Source organism: Thermotoga sp. RQ2, from assembly GCF_000019625.1.
In the GTDB taxonomy this organism is placed as follows: Bacteria; Thermotogota; Thermotogae; order Thermotogales; family Thermotogaceae; genus Thermotoga; species Thermotoga maritima.
Window position 1 is genome coordinate 586,644 of record NC_010483.1, and the last position, 18,568, is coordinate 605,211.

The window sequence follows — 18,568 nt, forward strand, 5'->3', positions numbered from 1 at the left end:
AAGAAATGAAACGATTTTTTCTGGTTTTTCTCCTTGTTCCGGTTTTCCTCGTGGGGAACGTCTTCGATCTGTTCGAGGAGAACCTGAAAAATTCGTCCGGTTACTGGTCGAGTGTGGAAAAGTTCAAAGAAGCACAGCTCAACTACAAACGTTACACAAACTTCTGGAATCCTGAGATATCCGTTTCATTGGGAAAGACAGGTATCACCATAACAGAGGATGGTATCTCTGATTTCTCAATATCTCCAATTGTCAACTTTGTAAACATCTACGGATTCGAGCTCGGACTTTCCTTTCCGATCTCCGTGAACACTGACGACTGGTCTTTTAACTTCGAAGGAACACAGCTCAGTGTGTCCAGAAATCTCAAAACGGAATACACAGTGGACAAGTTGAAGACAGAGGCAAACTACCTTTCCAGCAAGTATTCTTTGAAATCCACAAAGAACAGCATTTTCATCCAGACCGTCCAGGACATATTCGACTGGTACTACTACACAAAGAAGATCGAAATACTCTCGCAGAGACTTCAGGTGTTGAACGAAAAACTCAGCAAGGCAAAAGATGACGACGAAAAGAAAGCTCTGGAAAAGCAGATACTCTCCACTGAACAAACCCTGAGAAGTGCAGAATACAGTCTTCAGACGATTCAAACAAAGAACATCGACGAAGAAGTGTATCAGAAAACAAGAAAGTTTCTCGAGGGGGTCACTCTGCCGGCCACCACTCTGGAGTACAGAGAAGACCTGAAAGCTCTGGAGCTTCAAAAGAAAGCCGAAGAGATAGAAAAGAAAACATGGTTTCTTCCGTATCTTCCGGAACTGACGTTCTCGTTCAACTACGACTTCGAAGATAGCGAGTGGTCGATCGGAATAGGATTTCAGATGACGCTCTGGGACTTTGGAGAAAGAAAACTGGAAGCAGAGAAAAGAAAATCCCAGCTGGTTTCTCTGGAATATCAGGAAAAGGTGCGAAACATAGAAAACTCGTTGAGCCAAGAGCTTGTCAACATTGCCAATCTCGAGTCTCAGCTGAGACAAAAAGAAATCGAACTGGAAGATCTGGAGGAAAGCTCCAAAACAAACGATCAGCTTTTCAGGAAAGGCTTCCTGAGTGAAGAAGACTACACTCTCTCGAAACTCGACTACGTGGAAGGAACTCTCGAGAAAGAAAATCTGGAAAATTCATTGATTCTGGAAAAACTGAAATACATAAGCATCTTAGGATACGATCTTGAGAAATTCCTCAAGGAAGGTGATCAGAATTGAAAAAGTGGATAACCCTGCTGATCATAGCAGTACTGGTGGTCCTGGTGATCGTTGTGATCTTTTTGAACAGAGCCAGTGCCCAGACCGTTTCTGAAAAAGACGCCACTTCAACACAGGCTCCTGTCTATCTCACCTACACTGTGACGAAAGAGAATGAAACTGTAGAAATAGTGGGTCAGGTCACCGCCGATACGAAGAAAGTCACTTCCAAAGTATCTGGAGACGTTCTGGAAATTTACGTGGAAGAGGGAGATGTGGTTCAGGTAGGTCAGAAAATAGCAAAGATAGACGACACAGATTATCAAATCAGTTATCTTTCCGCTCTCAACAGCTACAAAACTTCTCCCACCGAGATCAACCGTTTGAATCTGGAGAAAGCAAAAGAGAACCTGGAGAACACAACGGTGGTTTCGCCTGTGAATGGAGTAGTTCAATCGGTCAATGTGGATGTGGGAGACAGTGTGTCGGTTGGTACCAGCATAGTCACTATAGTGGAAACAGATACCCTCAGAGTAGAAGGTTCCATCAGTGAATACGACCTCAAGAACGTCAAAGAAGGAATGAAGGCTGTTTTCACCTTCGAACAGCTTGGCCTCACCCTGACCGGAAAGGTGAAAAGAATCAGTCCTGTTGCGGAAACGTCCGGTGGAGTTACCGTGATACCGGTGGAGTTTTCTTTCGATCAGATACCTCCCAGCTTAGTGATACCTGGTCTCACGTGCGACGTGGAAATAATCATCAAAGAAGCTACAAGTTCTTTCTTTGTACCAAAAGAAGCGGTCAGTCAGGATCAAAACGGTTACTACGTGATGAAACAAACACCCCAAGGACCTCAAAAGGTGTATGTTGAGGTGGGTGAAGAGCTGAACGATAAGATAGAAATCAAAAAGGGTGTTTCCGAAGGAGACGTTTTGCTTCTCATCCCGTCACAGCAGGAAATCCAGAGACTTCGAACAAGACAAGGTCTTCCAATGTTCGGCCCCGGAGGGGGACGAGCAAGATGAAAAAGGTGATGGAGCTTGTCGATGTGTGGAAAATATATGACCTGGGTGAGGTGAAGGTCGAGGCTCTTCGTGGTGTTTCTTTCGAGGTGTTCGAAGGAGAATACGTGATCATAATAGGACCATCTGGAAGCGGAAAGTCTACACTCCTTCACATTCTTGGATGTCTCGATCGTCCTACAAAGGGAAAGGTACTCATAGAAGGAGAAGAGGTTTCGAGGATGGGTGATCGAAGGCTCGCGCAGGTTAGAAACAGGAAAATAGGCTTTGTCTTTCAGAGTTACAACCTTCTTCCCCGTCTCACCGCTTTGGAAAATGTGGAGCTTCCAATGATCTACGCGGGTGTACCGGCGAAGGAGAGAAAAAGGAGGGCAAAAGAGCTTCTGGAATTGGTCGGTCTGGGAGACAGACTCCATCACCGGCCGAATCAGCTTTCAGGAGGTCAGCAACAAAGAGTTGCGATAGCGAGGGCTCTGGCAAACGATCCTGTCTTCATCCTCGCAGACGAACCAACGGGAAATCTGGACACAAAAACTGGCGAAGAGATACTGGAGCTGTTCAGAAAACTCCACGAGATGGGAAAAACGCTGGTTGTTGTGACTCACAACCTCGAGATGGTGGACGAAGGAACGTGCATCGTGAGAATCAGAGATGGAAAAATCGAAGGTGTAGAACGTCGAGGTGTTGTGTATGGAGATACTTAAAGAGGTTCTGAGATCACTTCTTGCCAACAAGATGAGAACGTTTCTATCGATGCTCGGTATTGTGATCGGAGTGACCGCCGTTATCATGGTGATGTCTCTTGGGGCAGGTATGAAAGAAAGCGTGACAGAGAGGCTCACTTCGCTTGGATCGAACATCATCATGATCACACCTGGATTCACTGGAGGAAGAGGAGGTACGATCGCTCAATCGGTGGAATCGCTCGAGGAAGACGATGTAGAAGATATCCTGAAGATGTGCCCGAGTGTTGACAAAGCGATCGGTCTTGTGAATGGAAGTTTCCTTGTTCAGTACAGAGAGACAAACACCAGATCTAACGTGTACTCTGCACCAGCTGATATTTTCCACATTTTGAATCTGAAAGTCTCTTCTGGAAGGACCTTCTCCCAGGAGGACAACACTGCCAACGTCGCGATCATCGGACAAGAAGTGGCGTACAACCTGTTCGGAAACGAAAATCCTCTGGGCAAAAAGATTTACCTCGTTCAGGGAAATAGAAAACTCGTCTTTGAAATCATTGGAATCTTCGAAAGAACCGGTAGCATTCTCATGTTCAACCCAGACAACATGATTCTGATCCCCTATGAAACGGGAAAATTCAGGGTCTTCCAGACACACGGGAAGGTTTCCATGATACTCGCAACAAGTAAATCCGCGGATGTTGCTCAAAGGGCAGTCATGGAGATAGATCACCTGCTCTACACAAAGTTTCACGAGGAAGAAAGTTACTACAACATCATCAGTCAGCAAGCCATCTTGAACGTGGTCTCTGAGAGTGTGTCTATCATCAACCTTGTTCTCGTTGCAATCGCCGCTGTGTCGCTGATCGTTGGTGGTATCGGTATCATGAACATCATGCTCGTCTCTGTTGTTGAAAGAACCAGGGAAATAGGTATAAAGATGGCTATAGGAGCATCAAGACTCAGAATTCTTTTGGAGTTTCTTGTGGAAAGCGTTGTGATCACATTCGTTGCTGGTGCCATAGGTGTTGCTCTGGGTATCTTAGGTTCGAACACGATAGTTAACACCTTTGGCAGTCAGTACGGATTGAAAGCCGTGATAGATCCGCTCTCTGTGATTGTTGCATTTGGAGTTTCGGCAAGCGTTGGATTGTTCTTTGGGTTCTATCCCGCATACAGAGCCTCCAGACTGAGTCCAATAGAAGCCCTGAGGTACGAGTAATTTAACCGGATAGCGGAAACACAAAAACAAACATTTGCCCCGAAAGGGGCATTTTTTGTTTTGTATCAGATTTCCATGCCTCTAAGGAAGTATTGAAACTTAAGATGTCTATACCGGGCATTCTACAAAACAGCGTTTCCATACCTCTAAGGAATTATTGAAACGTTGAGACCATTCGTCAGGATTTTCGGGTGAATAGTGTTTCCATACCTCTAAGGAACTATTGAAACGTACATGGGTTGCTGCGGCAATGAATCCAGAAACCGAGTTTCCATACCTCTAAGGAACTATTGAAACGATGATGATGTAATTGTTCTTTCAGGTAGTAGATACGAGTTTCCATACCTCTAAGGAACTATTGAAACTCACAAAAGACGGAAAAGTCGTCGCGAAAGGAAAAGAGTTTCCATACCTCTAAGGAACTATTGAAACGGATCAGGAAAGAGGTCTGGCCAACGGTCGAGGAATGTTTCCATACCTCTAAGGAACTATTGAAACCGTTGAGTTCAAGAGAAATTATACCACAAACACACTCTGAAAGCAAGATGTTTTTTGACCTTCCATATCCTCCCTTTCCATAAACCATTCTAACACACAAGAGAGCATCTTCAAGTACTGTTTGGAAAAATGGAATAATTGCATAGTCAAACAAGAAAAGAACACAAGCAAAAAACAGAAGATAAATTATATCAACCTACGTCAGGGTGTTTTGAGGTGTTTCTGGTAAAAATCGATTAGTTCCATGTTTCACAAATAGATGAAAGAAGGTATTCCTCAGTGTGTTAGAAGTTAACTACTAATTTCTCGAATTCAAAGCACTTACACGTCATCGATTACCACAAATTCTCTTCATATTGTCTCTTAATATCATCCATTATTCCTTTTTTAACGCATAGCTTCCGGTACCACAAACCCGCATGAAATTTTTCGTTACCGGTAATTGCATACTCTGTATCGTTCTTCCAGTGCCAGATACACGCATCACCTACTTTGTGAATGATTGGAACTAACCTGGTTTGTATGCATAAAACATAATATGTTAAAACAAATATATTTCACACTAACACAAAAGCAAAGAACAGAGTGGTAAAATTTTTCAAAATTCTTGGGGAGGAAGATGATGATTTCCATATTCTTCGGGAGTTTCCTTGTGGGGCTTTCCGGTGCGGTCGCACCGGGCCCTCTAATGATGATAGCCATATCCCAGAGTGCAAAAGGTTGGAAAAACTCTATAAAACTGATATCCGGCCACGTTGTTCTGGAAGCTTTTCTTGTTCTCCTGCTGGTTCTTGGCTTTCAATGGGTCCTGAAATCTCCGCTTGTGACAAAAGTGATAGGTCTTCTTGGAGGATCTTTCCTTGCTTTCATGGGGATTTCTCAGCTAACAGCCATCAAAGGTGAGATCTCACAGGTAGAAAAAAAACGATCTGAAAATCCCCCTTCCCATCACAGGAGCTCTCGTTTCACTGTCCAACCCGTACTTTCTTCTTTGGTGGATGTCCGTCGGCAGCGCTTTCCTTGTCAAAGCGCAGACATCGTTTCTGGCTGGGGTTACTGCCTTCTACTTCGGCCACATTCTCTCAGACATTCTCTGGTACTCTCTGATAGGTGTCTTTGGAAACACCATATTGAAATCCTCACGGATCTATAAAATAGTGATGGCCGTGACCGGTCTGTTCCTCATCGGTTTTGGTCTTTTCTTCGTGCTTGATTCTTTCAGGTGAGTTCTTCCAGTTTCTTTTTTATGTACTCCAGAGCCAGAAGGTAACCGTACACACCAAGTCCGCTTATCTGACCGTCGCACACCTCAGCCGTAACGCTCCTTCTTCTGAACTCTTCCCTCCTGTGTATGTTCGATATGTGAACCTCCACCTTCGGCACCTTCACGATCTCCAGGGCATCCCTTATGGCGTAGCTGTAGTGGGTGAAAGCCCCCGGGTTTATCACAAGACCATCGAAATCGAGCCTGTGCAGTCTATCCAAAATTTCTCCCTCGTGGTTCGACTGAAAGACCTCCACTTCCACATCGTTTTTCCTTCCCCAATCTTCTATCATCTTCACAAGATCCTCATGAGAAAAGTTTCCATAGATGTTTTTGTCTCTTTTTCCGAGCATGTTCAAGTTGGGTCCGTTCACCACGAGTACTTTCAATCTACCACCTCCAAAAGTTCGAGCGGATCGACCTCTAAGAATTCGATCTTTCCGATTTCTTTCACGTAAGGAAGCCTAACTCTGGAACCTTTCAGGATCTTCTTGTCGTTCAGAATGAGATTTCTGGCTTTCTCAACATCGACGGATGGAACAGGAATTGGTACGATCTGTTTGACCTTTTCTACGATCCATCTCATGGTTTCCTTAGGCACTATTCCCTTTCTGTACAGGTACATCGTCTCTTTTTCGATGCCCCACGCTACCGCTATACCGTGAGGTACCCCTTCCAGCATCTCGTACACATGACCGAGCGTGTGTCCCAGATTCAGGGCGTGTCTCAAACCCATGTCGTAGGGATCTTCCATTACTATCCTCGCTTTATCTTCGACGGAGATTTTTACCATCTCGCTGAGAACTCTGAGATTTCTCTTCTCAATCTTCTCCGGCTCATCGAAGAGTTCTACCCCGCGACCCGATAGAATCGTCATCTTGAAGGCTTCCACGACTCCCTCTTCGAACCTGCCCTCATCCATCGAAAGCGTGACGGTGGGATCTATGATGACGTAGTCTGGCATTCTGAAAGTCCCAACGACGTTTTTCACTCCAGCGAAATCGATGGCATTCTTTCCACCAACGGAAGCGTCCACCTGAGCCAGAAGTGTTGTCGGATAGAAAGAAAGTCCCACTCCCCTTTTGAACGTGCTCGCCACAAAGCCAGTGAAGTCGGTGAGAGCACCTCCTCCGACACCCGCTATGGTCTTTCCCCTGGGAAAGTCCATCCTCACAAGTTCGTAGTACGCTCTGGAGACATGCTCCAGCGTCTTCACTTCCTCTCCATCCGGAAAAAGAAGCCGATTCTCTGGAAGGTACCTTCCGTATATCTTCTCCACCCTCTCCGTGGTGAAAACCAGCTCTTCGTTCCTCACCCTCTTGAAACCACCGAGGATGATCTTCACCAGGTGTGGTTTTTCTATCGTTGAGATTTCTTTCTCGTCCAGAGCCTCCAGCACAACGAGTGCGGTTGTTTCCCACTCGTTCAACTTGGAGGTGTCGATCCCTCTAAACTCCGTGTAGAACTGTTTTCTCCTTTCCCAGATCTCTCGTATTCTCTCTTTTCCTTCTCTCAGAAGAGGCCTGTTCTCTGTTGTTACTCTTTCCATCAACACTTCAGGGGGAGCGTAGAGAAAGAGAGTCTTCTCTTTCTTCAAAAGCTCCCTGTTCTCTGGATCGATCACAACACCTCCACCCGTTGCCACGACCACGTTGTCTCTTTCCACAAGTTCCCTAAGAAGTTCTTTCTCTTTCAATCGGAAGTACTCTTCACCGTCTTCTTCGAAAATCCTTCGAACGCTTCTTCCCTCTCTTCTTTCTATCTCTTCGTCCATATCTATGAACTGAAGGTCGAGCACCTCGGAAACCCTTTTACCGATCGTACTCTTTCCAGAACCCATCATCCCAACGAGGAAGATTCTCATTCCCGAACCTCCTTTTCAGGTCGTCGATGTTTCCATCGCCCAGGTGTTCGAGCAAGGCGTCCGAAATCACCACAGCGAGCGCGGCTTCACACACGACGGAAGCGGGAGGAACGGCCGTCACGTCAGATCTCACGTACGGTGTTTTCGCCGGTTCCATTGTTCTCAAATCAACGGAGTTCAACGGCTTTCCTGTGGTAGGAATGGGTTTCACGAAGACGTTCACCCACACGTCTTCTCCGTTGGTGATGCCCCCTTCTATTCCTCCCAGATTGTTTGTTCTTCTCTTTATCCTGCCGTCTTCCAGTTCGAACTCATCCAGATAGTCAAAGCCGTACCACATCTCTTCACTTCCAATCACCACTCCCTTCACAGCGGGAATGGCAAAAAAGAGGGAACCTATCTTCGAGTCGAGCTTTTTGAAAAGATCGGAGTAGCTCCCGATGCCTGCCGGGACACCTCTTGCAATGACCTTCACCTTGCCGCCGAGGGTGTTTCCCTCTTCTTTCGCCCTGTCGATCTCGGAGATCATTCCTTCCGTTGCCTCTGGATCTGGACAGAAAACGGCCGATTCGTCCCTCTTTCTTCTCAACTCCTCAAAATTGTCTGGGATATTCTTCGCTTCCACGTTTCCAAGTCTTGTGACAAACCCGAGAACATCTATGTTGAACTCTCTGAGGAGACTCTTCAGAAGAGCACCCGCCGCCGTGAGAGCCACCGTCCATCTGGCACTGGATCGTTCCACGTAGACGTTCAGATCCGGCAGTTTGTACTTCACAAAGGCAGCGTAATCTATGTGACCCGGTCTCGGCACGCTTCGAACGTCTTTCACCGGGTTGCCCGCTTTGTTTGGAACGAGAATCGTCACCGGTGCTCCCGTTGTGATACCTCCCCACACTCCGGAGACGATCTCGAAGGCATCTTCTTCCATGCTCATCCTCTTTCCTCTACCGTAGCAATTTCTTCTCCTGAAAAGCTCTCTTCTTATGATTTCTTCGTCGATCTTCAAACCCGCAGGAATCCCTTCCAAAACCGCTATCATGTACTTTCCGTGGGAATCTCCCGCTATTGTGAGCCTCATCTCAGTACCTCCTCGAACACTTCTTTGAACGATCTTTCATCGTAGATTCCCCATATTTTGAGATTCTCCATCGCCTGATAGTAAAACATGAGGTTTCCCTTTACAACGTGTTCCACTCCCAATCTCTTCGCATCAGAAACGAGAGGAGTCTCAAAGTACACCACGTCGTAAACAAGATACAGACCTTTCAAAGAAGCTTCGGAAACGGTCAGTTTCTCTCCCTTCATTCCAACGGAAGTGGTGTTGAAGAGACTCTTCGCCTTTTTCACAACCTCGTCGAGCTGATCGAGAGAGAAAATTTTCACAGGAAAATCGAGAGCCTTCGCCCTTTCGATCGTTCTGTTCACCACCCAGATGTCTTTCACGCCCATCTGGAGGAGAGCGTAGATCACAGCACGTGCGGCTCCGCCCGCTCCCACAACGACAACGGGTTCTTTCACCTCTACACCCTCGAGCGATTTCACAACGCCAACCCAGTCGGTGTTGTATCCCTTTCCCCGAAAGACGCAGTTCACGGCTTTTATTCTCTGCGCATCTTCAGATGGTTCGACGTACCGCATCACTCTTTCTTTGTGAGGAATTGTCGCGTTGAAACCATCGTATTCTTCGAGAATCCTTCTTATCTCCGTGTCGAAAGATTCAGGTGGTATCTCTTCCATACCGTACGAGTGGTTCATTCCCGCCCTTTTGAAATACTCGTTGTAAAGCCTTGGTGATATGCTGTGACTCACCGGATACCCTATGATGCAGAATTTCATGATATCACCACTCTCTCCAGCAGTTCGTAAAAGTTCGGGAAAGACACCGCCACGCATTCGTGATCTTTCACATCAACCCCCTCTTCACTCACGAGCCCTGCTATGGAAAAGAGCATAGCCATTCTGTGGTCGCCTTCTGGATCCACCGATCCACCTTTTATGCTCTGCTTTCCAACGATCTTGAAACCATCTTTGAACTCTTCTATTTCGACACCGAGCCGTTTGAAGTTTTCCACCAGAACCCTTATCCTGTCGGATTCCTTCTTTCTCAACTCCTCCGCGTTTCTCACAACCGTTTCTCCTTCCGCAAAAACACCGAGAAGCGCCACAAGAGGCAGTTCATCTATCATGAGAGGTACGAGGTGTTCGGGAACAACCACACCTTTCAGGTTTGGAGATGTCTCAACCCTCACAGTTCCTATCGGTTCAAGATTTTCTTCCGTGATCTCCCACTCCAGGTTGGCTCCCATGAGTTTCATAACTTCGAGGAGTCCCGTTCGGGTGGGATTCAGGCCAACGTCCGTTACTGTGATTCGAGCGTTGGGATGAATGGCGCCGAGAACCACGAAGAAAGCAGCCGACGAGATATCACCAGGGACTTTCATCGTGAAACCCCTGAAGGTAGCAGGCTCCAGAACCACACGTGTTCCCTCCACCTCGACGGGAACACCGAGGTTTTTGAGCATCCTTTCCGTGTGATCTCTGCTTTTTGCTGGTTCGATAACGATTGTTCGTCCGCTGGCTCTGAGCCCCGCCAGAAGAACCGCGCTCTTCACTTGAGCGCTCGCCACCGGTGTTTTATAGCTGATACCGGAAAGGTGATTTCCCTTGATAGCCATGGGAAGGTAGTTGTTCTGCCTCGCCATGAAACGCGCTCCCATCATCTCCAGAGGTTCGATCACTCTTCTCATCGGCCTTCTGGAAAGAGAAGAATCCCCGTAAAGCACTGTGAACATCTCGTATGAAGCAAGAACTCCACTCATCAACCTCGTGGTTGTTCCGGAGTTTCCACAGAAGAGAGGTTCTATTGGCTCAGCGAAGGGCTTCGGAAAGACCTTCATCTTTTCCCAATCGCCTTCAAAACGTGTACCGAGTTTTTCGAGAATATCGTGGGTTCTCTCTGTGTCGAGACACCTCAAGAGGTTGTACAGGGTGCTTTCCGTTTCCGCCAAAGCGGACAGAATGAGAGCCCTGTGAGTTATGGATTTGTCCGGAGGAACGCTCAGCACTCCTTCAACCTTCTTCGCCGGAAGTACCTTCAAGATATCACTTCCCTTATCACTTTTTTCAGGTTTTCGAAATCCTCTTTCTCTGTGAGATGATATAAAACATTCAGAAAGTTTCTTGCGTTCTCCAGGTATTTGAGGATGTTTTCTTTATTATATCTGATCATATCCAGCGCCATCTCCATGTTCTGTTTCGAAAGTCTCGTGTTGGAAAGATAACCAGGTCCCGCGTATTCTTCAAAGGGTTTCCCTACGTACCGTGCGCTCAGTGAGATCAAGTACTGAACGTGGCTCACCGCAGCGACGATCTCGTCGTGGATCCTGTAGTCTATCCACAAAGGTCTGGCACCAAGATCTTTCACGATGTTTTCAATCATCCCATCCTCTTTTCCGTCGAGAGAGCAGAGAAAGAAGATCTTTCCGTCGAACATTTCTCGATCCCAACCTGATTTTCCCTTTCGTTCGTTTCCGGCCATGGGATGTCCTCCTGTGAAGTTCAATCCCCTCTCTCTGGCTATTTCCATGAAAGGTGTCTTCACGCTCGCCACATCGAGAATCTTCCCTGAAAAGTCCGTTTCTTTCAGGAATCTCTCCTCGACGCTCATGGGAAGCGCAAGAACGAGAAGGTCTGTATCGTAGAGATCGCTTTCCTTTGAAACAGTTTCTATTCCGTTTTCTTCCAATGCTTTCATCGTTTCTTCATCTCTGTCGAAGGCTGTGACATGATGCTTTTCTTTCAATTTAAGTGCGATCGATCCACCGATGCATCCCGCTCCGAGCACAGAAATTTTCAATTCACCTTCACCCCCAGGGCATCAGCGAGTTTCTTCATTTCCTGAACCAGTTCCTTGAAGAGCTCGAAGTCAAGACTCTGTTTTCCATCCGAAAGTGCCTTCTCCGGCTCCGGATGAACCTCCACAATGATTCCATGAGCTCCAACCGCTATAGCGGCCCGGGAGAGTGGAATAACGAGGTCTCTTCTTCCCCCAGAGTGGCTCGGATCCACCAGAATGGGAAGATGGGATTCCTTTCTGATTATAGGAACAGCGGATATATCGAGTGTGTTCCTCGTGGCCTTTTCGAACGTTCTGATTCCCCTTTCACACAGTATGATCTTCGTGTTTCCAGAGTTTGCGATGTATTCAGCGGAGAGAAGGAACTCTTCGATGGTGTTCATGAAACCCCTTTTCAGAAGAACGGGTTTGTTGTAGCTTCCCGCTTTAGAGAGCAATCTGAAGTTCTGAGCGTTTCTCGCTCCTATCTGAATGATATCAGCGTACTCGGCCACTTTTGGAAGATCGTCTTCTCCGAGAGCCTCCGTCACCACGTACATACCGTACTTGTCGGCAGCTTCTCTCAGGTACTCCAACCCTTTCTCTCCGAGTCCTTGGAAAGAGTAAGGAGATGTTCGAGGCTTGTAAGCCCCTCCCCTCAAAACCTTGACACCGAGTTCGCTCAAAAAGTGCGCGGTTTCCATGAGCATTTCCCTGCCCTCAACTGAGCACGGTCCCGCTATGATGGTGAAGTAGCCGTTTCCTATCTTCACATCTCCGAGGTCGATCACCGTGTCCTCCGGATGGAACTCACGAGAGACGAGTTTGTAAGGCTTGAGCACCCTCACAACGCTTTCCACACAGTCCAAAGATTCGAACTTGTCCGCCACCACGTACCTATCGTCCCCGATGATCCCAATAACCGTTCTTTCCTGACCTTTGGAAATGTGACACTTCAAGTTGTAACTCTCAGCCAACTTCACCACCTTCCTTATATCTTCTTCTGTGGAACCGGGTTTCAAAACGACTATCATAGATCTACCACCTCCTACGGGATTTTGGTAATAAAAAAAGGGCTCCGCTGCCCGGAGCCCTTCAGTGTTTTCTATCGCTCCGGGCAGATACCGAAAGAGGCACCTGCCCGGAGCGGTAGCACTCACGGACAGGTGCCCCTGTTAAACCAAAAGTAATAATAATTGTGTTCAATCGATTTGAGACATATTATTCTTCCACATCGCATAACCTTTCACCCCTGTTTGGTTACTATTCTAACAAACAACGCTGGAAAAATCAAGTGGGAAGCTCTTTTCCCCTCAAAGCTACCAGAAGCAGCACAGCGACCAGAAAAGAAAGCGCTCCGACAATATAGTAAAGAAAATGGACCGGCACTCTATCAACGAGGTATCCGTAGAGAACCGATCCGAGCGGAGTGACTCCGTTTGCTACGAGAATGAGGAAAGAAAAGGCCCTCGCTCTGATGTGAGAAGGTGTCATCTTTTGAAACGCCGTGTCCAGAGGAACGTTGATGATGGGATTCAAAAAACCCATTATCAGGAACGTGATGAAAAACAGCGAGAAAAGAACCAGTCTGTTCAAGGAAAAATCAGGCATGACGAGAAAGCCAAGGAAGACGATGGGAAGTTCAAAAAGAAAGATAGAAATCTTCATGGCCTTCCACATGTTCTTCTTTGACAGGTACGATGCGATCAGAAAGTTCCCAAGAAGCGCCCCTAAGGTGAAGGAAGTCTCCAGGAAACCAAATTCCTGAGCCGAAAATTTCATCACTTCCCTGATCGTGTAAGGATACACCACCATGAACAGCGGAGAGATGAGCAGATTCAGAAAAAGTGCGAAGATCAGAATGGTTCGTATGAGCTCGTGGTTCCAGATGAAGAGAAATCCTTCTTTGAGATCTTCAAGGATCTGAGAGAATTTTGCTGGCTTTTTCTCCACCTTTCGGCTGTAAACGATGAAGATCTCACTGATAGCAGAGAGGACAAAAGACACCCCATTCACAAGAAAAACGATCGCTATACCGTAGAATCCGTAGATCACTCCTCCCAGTGCGGGGCCCAGGATCTGTGGAAAGATCCTCACCATACCCATGATGGAGTTGGCTCTCATGAGAAAATCCTGAGGAACGATATCGGGAAACATCGCACCTGTCGGTATGTCGAAGAGATTGTCCATGACAGCCATCGCTATCTGAGAAACGTAGAGAACGGGAAGGGTGACGGAGTTTCTGAACGCAAGAAGGGCCAGAAAACAGATGAGAAATCCCCTCAGAAAATCCATCGAGACCATGAGAAACTTTCTATCTCCCCTGTCTCCCACGATCCCGGCTATGGGTGTGAAAAGGATCCTCGGAACCATGTAGGCTACGGTCATCAGGGCAACAGCAGATCCAGAGTGTGTCAGATCCAGTACAAAAAGAGGAATCGCAACCGCCTGAATGGAACTTCCAAGAATCGATACGAACCTTCCGAGGGCAAGAAGGAAGAAGTTCCTCTTCCAGTGTAAGAGCTCATTCACAGTACTCCCTCCTCATCGATCCTGAAGACTTCCAGGTACCATTGCACTGGATGTTTCTGTGACACCCAGTTCCCAAACCGCCGGTGAAGATGGAGCTGTCTCTACAGTAGAAAAAAACAGCACATACAGCCATATCAAAGAAAACAACATCACCACAAGAATCGTCGAAACCATCAGATACACCTTCATGGAAGATCATTCTTTTCCTTCGACCTTCTTCTTGGAAGAAACAGAGATGTTACTGATGAAAGGAGAGACCATTTTCAAAATACCGCTGACGAAGAAGTTCGATATCCTCGCGATATCACCTTCCACCACCGGTGTTTTCCCTGATTCTTTGACGCCGATGAGAGCGAGATCTCCCTTCACCGTTCCTCCATCGAATTCGATCTTTCCGCCGATGACGGCAAGATCACCTTCCACCTCTCCGGAAAAGAACGTTTCACAGTTGATGAGCGCAAGATCTCCTTTGATTTTTCCCCTTATGATCGCTTTCTTTTTAGAAAGGACGAGATCTTCTTCCACTATCTCGTTTTCGCCGAGGATGTAGTCGCCCTCCCGTTCAGAAAAATCACCTTTTGGCCCGATTTCTTCTCTTTCCTTTTCCTGTACCGCCTTTATCAGCATCTCCCCTTCTTCTGGACTGATTTCTCCCCTTGCCACAGCTTCCAGGATCTTTCTGATCTCCTCAGACATCGCTCTCTCCTCCTTTTTTCCTCTTCTTCAGAATTTCCAAAGCTTCCTCAACGCTGATCTTCCCTTCTTTCACCTGCTTGAAGAGATCCTCTTCTGCAGCTTCTTCCTCCACTTCTCCAAGGGGTTGGAGATTCATCTTCTCCAGGATTCTCTCCAGCTTCCCCCTCAAGGCGAAATAGCCCTGTCCTGTGTAACGCTCTATCTCCTTCAAATTCCCACGCGCCTTGAAGAATAGAATCACGAACTCGAGTTCATCTTTGTCGAGAAAATCGAACGGGCTCGCTTTGAAATGTCCCCGCACAGTGACATCGTCTCTTTTGCAGTGAAGCTCTGTAACTATCATTTCTTTTCCGCAGACCGGACACTTGGGCAACATATTTTGTCACCTCCTGCAAAATATTTTAGACTATCACCAAATATTTTGTCAAGTCCCCAAAAATTTTTCTGTGAGGATTCTTATTGCTCCCTTCTTCACCGTGAAATGAGTCTTTCTTTACATATAATTAGCGTTACCTTATTTGACTCTTAATCTCCCGATGATACACTTACACATGAAAAATGAGAGTAATTCTCAAAAAGGAGGTGAGGAAAATGTTAGTGTTGATACCGGTAGATGTGTTGATTTCGATCCACAATGAAAAGATAAAGCAACCTCAAAAGAAATAAGTGTCGTGCCCCTGCGTCCCTGTTTTTTAACCAGGCCTCGAAACGAGGCTTTTTTTGTTTTAAAATACATAGGGTGATACTGTGTTTCTTCCCACAACACGTGAGGAAATGAAAAAATTAGGCTGGAGAGAGCTCGATGTCATTCTTGTCACAGGTGACGCTTATGTGGATCATCCCTCCTTCGGTGTTGCCCTTATCGGTCATTATCTCGTCTCTCACGGCTTCAAAGTGGGAATCATAGCTCAGCCGGACTGGAGAACAGAAAAAGACATCACACGTCTTGGAAGGCCTCGTCTTTTCTTCGGTGTCACCGCTGGAAACGTTGACTCGATGGTGGCGAATTACACGGCCTCAAAGAAAAAGAGAAAAACGGACGACTACACACCGGGTGGATCTGGTGGAAAAAGACCTGACAGAGCAACCATCGTCTATACGAATCTCATCAAGAGATTCTTCCCGGAAGTTCCCGTTGTCCTTGGTGGATTGGAAGCGAGCCTCAGAAGGTTCGCACATTACGACTGGTGGAGCGAAAAGGTGAGAAAATCCATCCTCATCGATTCAAAGGTGGATCTCCTCGTCTATGGAATGGGTGAGAAGGCAGTTCTTGAGATTGCACAGATTCTTTCCAGAACAGGTGATATAGAAAAGTGCAAAAGTGTTCGTGGAGTTGTCTGGTGGTCCTCTCAAAAACCTGAAGGAGGCATCGAACTACCCTCCTACGATGAAATCTCAGAGAATCCCGAAAAATACGCCGAAGCGTTGAAACTTCAGACCTGGTATACTGATCCATACAAGAACATTCTGATCTACCAGAAACAGGACACAAGATATGTTGTTCAGAATCCCCCGCAACTTCCACTTTCCCAGGAGGAACTCGACCGGCTCTACCTTCTTCCTTTCGAAAGAGAAGTTCATCCCTTCTACGCAAAGATGGGAAGAGTGAAGGCGATAGAAACGGTGAAGTTCTCGATAACGGCCGTGAGAGGTTGTTTCGGAAGCTGTTCTTTCTGCGCCCTCACACAGCACCAGACGACCCACGTTTCCTACCGCAGCAAAGATTCCATTCTCGAAGAAGTGAGGATCCTCACAAAGAAAAAGGATTTCAAAGGTACCATCACGGATGTTGGAGGGCCGACTGCGAACCTCTACGGTTCGAGCTGTTCCATCAGAGAAACGAAAGGACAGTGCCAGAAGTTCTGTTTGTATCCCAGCGTGTGCAAGATTGTCCGACCGAACCATGACGAATTCATCTCTCTTCTCGAGTCGATCAGGAAAATACCAGGTGTCAGAAACGTCTTTGTCTCTTCCGGGATCAGGCACGACTTCGTCCTTGCCGAAAAAGATCCAGACGTCTTCATAAGGGAACTCGTGAAGTACACCCCGGGACAGCTGAAACTCGCCCCCGAACACGCTCATCCAAAGGTGCTATCTCTGATGAGAAAACCGCCTGTAGAACTGTTCCTCGAGTTCAAAAGGCGCTTTGAAACACTCGCAAAGAAGATAGGAAAGAGAAAGTACGTGATCGGCTACTTCATAGTGGGACATCCGGGAGAAGGCTGGAGGGAGAACAATTACTTGAGAGACTTCATACTCAAACACCTCGGGTACTTTCCTCAGCAGATCCAGATATTCACACCTACTCCCGGAACGGTGAGCACCGCGATGTACTACTCTGGTTTGGATCCCTTCACAGGTGAAAAGGTTCACGTCGAAAGATCGCTGAAGGTAAGAAACAAGATGAAGGAGAACGTGCTGTTCAAAAAGAAGGGGAGGGAAAAGAGATGAGACTCACTGTCTTCCTTTCGCTCTTTCTCGGTGTGATGGTGTTTGGTGCCTTCGATCAGGAAGCGTTTCTCTTCGTTCAACATCTCACCTCTGAAAACTTCGAATCGGCTTTGAATATGTGTTCCAATCAGGTAAAAGCACAGCTCAGTGTCCAGAGTCTTTCAAACATCTGGAACTCTCTGAAAGCACAGCTCAGTGACTTCAGAGAAATCGCTGGATACGAGAAAATCATCCAGGCTGAATACGAGATCTACAACTTCACTCTGAAGTTCGACAGAGGAGAAATCTCAGCACTTGTCACCATGGACAGAGAAGGAAAAGTCGCCGGACTCTTCTTCAAACAGGCTACAAAGACAGAGTACGAACTTCCAGACTACGTGGACCCGGAGAGCTTTGAGGAGAAGGATATCACCGTGAACGGCCTTCCCGGGAAGATCACGATCCCAAAAGGAAGCGGACCGTTCCCGGCTGTTGTCCTCGTGCACGGCTCTGGACCGAACGACATGGACGAAACCATCGGTCCAAACAAGATATTCAAGGACATCGCGTACGGTCTGTCTTCGAAGGGTATCATCGTTCTCAGATACCACAAAAGAACGTTCGTCGAGAAAGTAGACCCTACCACCCTGACCGTCGAAAAAGAAGTCATAGAAGACGCACTGGAAGCGGTGAAGATACTCAAAGAGAGAAAAGACGTCTCCCGAGTTTATGTGCTGGGACACAGCCTCGGTGCGATGCTCACACCGGAGATAGCGGAAAGATCGAAGGCAGACGGTGTTGTCATGATAGCACCGCCCGCAAGACCGCTCGAAGAAGTCATGGAAGATCAGTTGAAATATCTTCAGTCTCTGGGTCTTGCAAGCAACGTAGAAGAAACTCTGAACATTCTGGAAAAACTCAAAAGAAAAGAGATTCCTCCAGATGAATTCGTCCTTGGAGCTCCCGCGAAGTACTTTTACGATCTGAGAGAAAGAGATCCTGCTTCAATTGCGAAGAGACTAACCATCCCCATGCTTTTGATCTTCGGCGGCAGAGACTACCAGGTGACTGAAAAGGACCAGGAGATCTGGTTGAAGGAACTTTCAGGCAGGGAAAATGTGAAAATACTCGTCTTCGACGATCTCAATCACTTGATGATTTCAGGAGAAGGAAAATCAACGCCGGTTGAATACATGAAGAAAGGTCACGTTGACAAAAGAGTAATAGATGAGATCGCCAGGTGGATGGTAAAATAACAGGAAAGGAATTCGGAGG

The 18,568-nt window shown here is 46.9% G+C and carries 18 protein-coding genes, 1 pseudogene and 1 CRISPR repeat array; of the genes and pseudogenes, 8 read left to right on the forward strand and 11 right to left on the reverse strand.

From position 1 onward, the window contains the following. Positions 1 to 5: 5 nt before the first annotated feature. The 6 genes and pseudogenes from TRQ2_RS02975 (at position 6) to TRQ2_RS10000 (ending at position 5,898) form a co-directional block, all read left to right on the forward strand. Positions 6 to 1,268, forward strand: coding sequence for a TolC family protein (locus TRQ2_RS02975; protein ID WP_012310630.1), 1,263 nt, complete (start codon positions 6 to 8; stop codon positions 1,266 to 1,268). Continuing rightward, positions 1,265 to 2,272 (forward strand): efflux RND transporter periplasmic adaptor subunit, encoded by a 1,008-nt coding sequence (locus TRQ2_RS02980; protein ID WP_012310631.1) that lies wholly within the window; start codon positions 1,265 to 1,267, stop codon positions 2,270 to 2,272. The genes TRQ2_RS02975 and TRQ2_RS02980 overlap by 4 nt, the downstream gene beginning before the upstream one ends. Continuing rightward, complete coding sequence (locus TRQ2_RS02985; protein WP_008193575.1) at positions 2,269 to 2,973, forward strand: ABC transporter ATP-binding protein; 705 nt, start codon at positions 2,269 to 2,271, stop codon at positions 2,971 to 2,973. Before TRQ2_RS02980 ends, TRQ2_RS02985 begins: the two co-directional genes overlap by 4 nt. Further along, positions 2,960 to 4,174: an ABC transporter permease gene (locus TRQ2_RS02990; protein WP_012310632.1), complete on the forward strand. Its 1,215-nt coding sequence runs from the start codon at positions 2,960 to 2,962 to the stop codon at positions 4,172 to 4,174. Before TRQ2_RS02985 ends, TRQ2_RS02990 begins: the two co-directional genes overlap by 14 nt. A gap of 69 nt (positions 4,175 to 4,243) precedes the next feature. Then, positions 4,244 to 4,672: direct repeats of the CRISPR family, unit length 20 nt; unit sequence GTTTCCATACCTCTAAGGAA. A 691-nt stretch (positions 4,673 to 5,363) separates the two neighbouring features. Further along, positions 5,364 to 5,543: pseudogene (locus TRQ2_RS09995) on the forward strand (LysE family transporter); the annotation flags it as partial. Between the two features lie 97 nt (positions 5,544 to 5,640). Then, positions 5,641 to 5,898: a LysE family transporter gene (locus tag TRQ2_RS10000; RefSeq protein ID WP_369700800.1), complete on the forward strand. Its 258-nt coding sequence runs from the start codon at positions 5,641 to 5,643 to the stop codon at positions 5,896 to 5,898. Here the strand turns inward: TRQ2_RS10000 and aroQ are convergent. The 11 genes from aroQ to TRQ2_RS03050 all read right to left on the reverse strand — a co-directional run bounded on the left by aroQ (position 5,891) and on the right by TRQ2_RS03050 (position 15,239). Then, positions 5,891 to 6,325, reverse strand: coding sequence for a type II 3-dehydroquinate dehydratase (gene aroQ / locus TRQ2_RS03000; protein WP_011943192.1), 435 nt, complete (start codon positions 6,323 to 6,325; stop codon positions 5,891 to 5,893). The two genes, TRQ2_RS10000 and aroQ, sit on opposite strands and share 8 nt — an antisense overlap. Continuing rightward, positions 6,322 to 7,800, reverse strand: coding sequence for a bifunctional shikimate kinase AroK/3-dehydroquinate synthase AroB (gene aroB, locus TRQ2_RS03005; protein ID WP_012310633.1), 1,479 nt, complete (start codon positions 7,798 to 7,800; stop codon positions 6,322 to 6,324). Before aroB ends, aroQ begins: the two co-directional genes overlap by 4 nt. Further along, the gene (gene aroC, locus TRQ2_RS03010) at positions 7,748 to 8,878 is read right to left on the reverse strand and encodes a chorismate synthase (RefSeq protein ID WP_011943194.1); all 1,131 of its coding nucleotides are present in this window, start codon (positions 8,876 to 8,878) and stop codon (positions 7,748 to 7,750) included. The genes aroB and aroC overlap by 53 nt, the downstream gene beginning before the upstream one ends. Then, entirely contained in the window at positions 8,875 to 9,636 is a 762-nt protein-coding gene (gene aroE / locus TRQ2_RS03015; RefSeq protein ID WP_011943195.1) for a shikimate 5-dehydrogenase, read from the reverse strand. Before aroE ends, aroC begins: the two co-directional genes overlap by 4 nt. Then, positions 9,633 to 10,898 (reverse strand): 3-phosphoshikimate 1-carboxyvinyltransferase, encoded by a 1,266-nt coding sequence (gene aroA / locus TRQ2_RS03020; protein WP_011943196.1) that lies wholly within the window; start codon positions 10,896 to 10,898, stop codon positions 9,633 to 9,635. Before aroA ends, aroE begins: the two co-directional genes overlap by 4 nt. Then, positions 10,895 to 11,656: a prephenate dehydrogenase gene (locus TRQ2_RS03025; protein WP_004083127.1), complete on the reverse strand. Its 762-nt coding sequence runs from the start codon at positions 11,654 to 11,656 to the stop codon at positions 10,895 to 10,897. Before TRQ2_RS03025 ends, aroA begins: the two co-directional genes overlap by 4 nt. Continuing rightward, on the reverse strand, positions 11,653 to 12,669 hold the full coding sequence (aroF, locus tag TRQ2_RS03030) for a 3-deoxy-7-phosphoheptulonate synthase (RefSeq protein ID WP_004083125.1): 1,017 nt from the start codon (positions 12,667 to 12,669) through the stop codon (positions 11,653 to 11,655). Before aroF ends, TRQ2_RS03025 begins: the two co-directional genes overlap by 4 nt. A gap of 256 nt (positions 12,670 to 12,925) precedes the next feature. Beyond that, positions 12,926 to 14,167 carry an MFS transporter gene (locus TRQ2_RS03035; protein ID WP_011943197.1) on the reverse strand — a complete coding sequence of 414 codons (1,242 nt, stop codon included), beginning with the start codon at positions 14,165 to 14,167 and terminating at the stop codon, positions 12,926 to 12,928. Between the two features lie 12 nt (positions 14,168 to 14,179). After that, positions 14,180 to 14,341, reverse strand: a complete 162-nt coding sequence (locus tag TRQ2_RS09875) for a hypothetical protein (RefSeq protein ID WP_162009635.1) — start codon at positions 14,339 to 14,341, stop codon at positions 14,180 to 14,182. A gap of 21 nt (positions 14,342 to 14,362) precedes the next feature. Further along, positions 14,363 to 14,863: a hypothetical protein gene (locus tag TRQ2_RS03045; protein ID WP_011943198.1), complete on the reverse strand. Its 501-nt coding sequence runs from the start codon at positions 14,861 to 14,863 to the stop codon at positions 14,363 to 14,365. Further along, positions 14,856 to 15,239 (reverse strand): DUF2089 domain-containing protein, encoded by a 384-nt coding sequence (locus tag TRQ2_RS03050; protein WP_011943199.1) that lies wholly within the window; start codon positions 15,237 to 15,239, stop codon positions 14,856 to 14,858. Before TRQ2_RS03050 ends, TRQ2_RS03045 begins: the two co-directional genes overlap by 8 nt. Positions 15,240 to 15,610: 371 nt before the next feature. Between TRQ2_RS03050 and TRQ2_RS03055 the strand changes: the two genes are divergently transcribed. Together TRQ2_RS03055 and estD are read left to right on the forward strand one after the other, a co-directional pair. Then, positions 15,611 to 17,314, forward strand: coding sequence for a YgiQ family radical SAM protein (locus tag TRQ2_RS03055; RefSeq protein ID WP_011943201.1), 1,704 nt, complete (start codon positions 15,611 to 15,613; stop codon positions 17,312 to 17,314). Next, positions 17,311 to 18,549, forward strand: coding sequence for an esterase EstD (gene estD, locus TRQ2_RS03060; RefSeq protein WP_004083104.1), 1,239 nt, complete (start codon positions 17,311 to 17,313; stop codon positions 18,547 to 18,549). Before TRQ2_RS03055 ends, estD begins: the two co-directional genes overlap by 4 nt. Positions 18,550 to 18,568 lie beyond the last annotated feature (19 nt).

Bases quoted from the DNA above. Each gene is read 5' to 3' on its own strand.
- TRQ2_RS09875 (WP_162009635.1), bottom strand. From the start codon at position 14,341: ATGGTTTCGACGATTCTTGTGGTGATGTTGTTTTCTTTGATATGGCTG.
- TRQ2_RS02985 (WP_008193575.1), top strand. From the start codon at position 2,269: ATGAAAAAGGTGATGGAGCTTGTCGATGTGTGGAAAATATATGACCTG.
- TRQ2_RS02975 (WP_012310630.1), top strand. From the start codon at position 6: ATGAAACGATTTTTTCTGGTTTTTCTCCTTGTTCCGGTTTTCCTCGTG.
- aroB (WP_012310633.1), bottom strand. From the start codon at position 7,800: ATGAGAATCTTCCTCGTTGGGATGATGGGTTCTGGAAAGAGTACGATC.
- aroE (WP_011943195.1), bottom strand. From the start codon at position 9,636: ATGAAATTCTGCATCATAGGGTATCCGGTGAGTCACAGCATATCACCA.
- TRQ2_RS03050 (WP_011943199.1), bottom strand. From the start codon at position 15,239: ATGTTGCCCAAGTGTCCGGTCTGCGGAAAAGAAATGATAGTTACAGAG.
- estD (WP_004083104.1), top strand. From the start codon at position 17,311: ATGAGACTCACTGTCTTCCTTTCGCTCTTTCTCGGTGTGATGGTGTTT.
- TRQ2_RS03045 (WP_011943198.1), bottom strand. From the start codon at position 14,863: ATGTCTGAGGAGATCAGAAAGATCCTGGAAGCTGTGGCAAGGGGAGAA.
- aroC (WP_011943194.1), bottom strand. From the start codon at position 8,878: ATGAGGCTCACAATAGCGGGAGATTCCCACGGAAAGTACATGATAGCG.
- aroF (WP_004083125.1), bottom strand. From the start codon at position 12,669: ATGATAGTCGTTTTGAAACCCGGTTCCACAGAAGAAGATATAAGGAAG.
- TRQ2_RS02990 (WP_012310632.1), top strand. From the start codon at position 2,960: ATGGAGATACTTAAAGAGGTTCTGAGATCACTTCTTGCCAACAAGATG.